Origin of the sequence: Rubritalea sp. (genome assembly GCF_039830215.1) — a bacterium.
GTDB lineage: Bacteria > Verrucomicrobiota > Verrucomicrobiia > Verrucomicrobiales > Akkermansiaceae > Rubritalea.
Genome location: NZ_JBDOPO010000315.1, coordinates 1 through 3,620 on the forward strand (window position 1 = coordinate 1; position 3,620 = coordinate 3,620).

At 43.5% G+C, this 3,620-nt stretch carries 2 protein-coding genes; both read right to left on the reverse strand.

Translation table 11 applies throughout. The features are described from left to right. Window positions 1-78: 78 nt before the first annotated feature. Window positions 79-216: a hypothetical protein gene (locus ABGY95_RS10460; RefSeq protein ID WP_347441629.1), complete on the reverse strand. Its 138-nt coding sequence runs from the start codon at window positions 214-216 to the stop codon at window positions 79-81. A 246-nt stretch (window positions 217-462) separates the two neighbouring features. Continuing rightward, window positions 463-2,586 carry a c-type cytochrome gene (locus ABGY95_RS10465; protein ID WP_347441628.1) on the reverse strand — a complete coding sequence of 708 codons (2,124 nt, stop codon included), beginning with the start codon at window positions 2,584-2,586 and terminating at the stop codon, window positions 463-465. Window positions 2,587-3,620 lie beyond the last annotated feature (1,034 nt).

A 3,620-nucleotide genomic window follows, 5' to 3' on the forward strand; every position in this document is an offset into this window, starting at 1 on the left:
TATCTCAGGCATCCTTTCCGTCATTGCCTTCTTCCAATCTGAAACTTGTACAGGGTGGATTTCATATTCTTTGGCGATCTATTGAATCGTCTTTTCTCCCTTGAGCGCTTCTAGAGCCACTCGTGCTTTGAATTCAGCTTCGTGTCTTTTACGTTTTGCTTTGATTTTGTTGTTTTTAGGTTCGCGGTTTGCACCGCTCCCCTCCATCCAAATCATAGCTTAACTACCTGTCCGAATTTCGGGGACCAGCTCTTACAGCGAACACCTCTTTATTAAAACGGCCACTGTTAATTGCACCCATACTGACCAATGAGCCAATGAAATAGGACACGGCTTCATGTCCTGATATTATGGGTTACTGCTGCGACAACCACATCGTATACAGTAAAAAAGGAAGGAGCTGTCAGTGCAAGAATACCTCAATGGTAAAATGCATCGACTCATAGAAGTATGCGAAGAAGCTTAGCTCTTTTTAGATTTTGCTTCTGAATAAGTCCACGGTAATTTGCGCTCAGATGTGGCAGCCCGGATCACTTTGATTTCATCTGCTGAGATATCTTTTTTCCACTTACCCCAACGACGCCCTATGTAGTTGAGTACATCAGCGAGTTCCTGGTCTGTGTAGGTGGCTCCCATTGGGGGCATAATTCCAGCTGAGTAGGTTTCCTCGTTTTCACCTAATGGTCCAGTAATGCCATGGAGTAGCACTTTGGTGAGATACACCTTGTCTGCCATCCTTGAATTGCGAGTGAACTTTGGAGCAAATAATTTACCCATGCTTTCGATACCTTGGTTACCTTGGCCGTGGCAATCGATGCAGAGAGATTGATAGATTTTGTGACCAGGTATATATTTCTTCAGGGAGCCGCGTAGCTTATTTTTCTTACGATCGAGAGATGCAACTGCAATATTGTTAGGATGGCTGCTTACTATTTGTTTCCTTAAATTAATGCTGTCAGTGGTGTTCAGTTTCTCAGTAGATAGATATAGTTGTGCAACTACAAATGGTGATGGGTCTGTGGCTAGATTGGAAACCAATGTAAAAAAATCAGGATCAGATGTGAAACGCTTTTCAGAGAGGCTAATCGCGTGAACTCGCACGTTTTCGTTCATATCCTTTAAGGCGCTCTTGAGTTCTTTCTTTTCTAAGCTGGAATAGAAGTCTAAAATCTGTAAAGCGCTCAGACGAGTGAACGGATTGTTACTATTTAAAAGCTTCCTAACATTGGGGATGGCTGACTTGTCATTGCGACAGACAATCAACTTGTGTGCTGTATCACGCCACCAGCCATTCTTGTGCTCTAGGTAGTTTGCGAGGTCTGCGCTGCTAACGGTTGAGAGTTGGATAGGAGATTCTAGATTGGCCGAGTCTTCAGGGATTAGTCGGTAGATACGGCCTCTGGAGTTTACTTTAAGCATCCCCCAGGCTTTCGTGCGGTAATAGCGCTCGAGCCAATCTTTATTAGGGTTCTTTGTGCGCTCAGTCGGGAACCACTGTGATTCTTGCACTATACCTCGTGACATATCAGCAATGTAGAGACCTCCATCAGGCCCCATGCCAGTCCATACTGGACGGAAGTACGTGTCGGCACTGCGGATAAATTCAGTATTTTTATAATCATCATGCGTAGCAGGTGTGATCTGTCCATCGTTTTGATCAAGAGTGACCAGTTTTACAATGCGGCGCACTGAATCGGGGATAACCAGTGCTCCCTTTAACTCACCAAATTGCTCACTCCGAAGAATTGTTTGCCCTCCAGTCGCTGTGACATTTCTACCAGAATCTGTTGCATCATCTACTTCGCATGTGAAATTTGCTTTAAAGGTTTCCTTTGCGAGACTAGGGTTTCCCATAGGGTATCCACCTAGATTGAACCAATTTTTTAAGGGGGCGCTATTGTGACTACCGTAGATTCTACCAACGTCGTCACGAGTTAAACCCCATTGTCCGTAGCGCCCATGACTGCGTTGCTGAGTGAGCTTTCCATCACGAAATTGATAGATCTGGCCAGTTGCATAGATTTTATTATCGGAATTCCAAATTAAAGAGTTGTCCTGGTGCTCGATGTTACCGCCTACACTACTACCTTGGAGAGCTATTTCTTTCCGATCAGAGATGCCGTCGCCGTTGTCATCGAAGTAGGACCAAATTGTAGAGTTGTGGGTGAATCTTACTAGGACTCGATCATGTAAAGTGAGGATGGAACGGGGGAGCATGAGGTCTTTTGCAAACACAGTACGCTTGTCCATTTTTCCATCACCATTCGTATCAGTCAGTTTGACTATTCTACTAACGGGTTTGTCCTGGTCCGTACCGTATTGGTCTTGCATATAACTATTCCACTCACACACAAACAGGGCACCGTCACTATCAAATGTGAAGCACACAGGCTCCTGCACCATCGGTTCAGATGCCACTAGCTCAAGCTTGAAGCCGTTAGGCACTTCAATGTGCTTGAGGGATTCTTCGATCGATAACGGCGCCAAAGTCCCATCTGCTAACTGATTCAACATCTTCTCCGCAAAAGAAGGGGTTAACAGCAAAATTCCGAAGATGTGTGTTAGTGTGGTGTGCTTAAGACTCATGGTTTTATGTATACACCTGTAACACAGGCTGCAACAGTGTTTTTGTAAAAAATATGTTTGATTCACTTATGGAGGACTCCGCCAACCATTTTTTAGACCTTACATCTCTTGATCGATTGATCACAATACACGATCAGCCATGAATTTCTCAACCACACCAAAGGCTGCAACCTATTCACATTAATGAGCCAACAGTAGAACATGGCTAAGCGTCAAGTTGAGATACTCTAACTCAAAAAAGACACTCTAGATTGGACTTTTTTCTACCAGTCCTCCAAAAGGTCACAGTCGACAACAGCTAAGACTTGAATAAGTGAGGGAATCTTGCCTTTACCCCGCGGCTGATGTTTAAATTTCTAATCTTCCAAAGTTTTCATGGCCTCAGTGATGAAGCTACGGAATTTCAAATAGGTGGTCGCTTGATCTACATGAACTTTTTAGACCTTTAAAGGAGGATAATGCCCTATATGCAAACATCATTTAAAATTTCAAGGAAGTGATTGACCGTGATGGGCGGTGGGGATTTCACAAGTAATTTTTCTGCATCGGTAACATCACGATGCCCGAGGCTTAGGTATCACTAAGGAATCCGTTCAAGAGTTCGGATGCACAAGGTCAAGCATTGCGGGTAAAATGGTATACTCAGTCTCACATTTCACCGACATAACCGTTGATATGGTGATGAGAGAAATAGTAACAAGTTACGAAATAGAATTGGTAATTACGCCTGATGAGATGGTTTTGGCATAGGTGCTGGATGTACTGTAGCACGCTAAAATAGGAATGGGGGTTTACCTCTGATGAACTGTAGAAAATTGAACTACTTTTCCACCTACAAGTGTGGGTGATTCTACAGATTGAGAACTTCTCTACAGTTATTTCTGATTATTGTTTAGTTTATTTAGTGCTTGGATTCAACCTGGAAGTGCACCTTGTTAGTTAGGTGTTAAAAACATAAAGTTTGGGGTCTTTCTGTCGAGTACTTTACGAGGTCTGCTGTTTAGCTTTCTCTCAACTTCAGCTATTTGATCGGC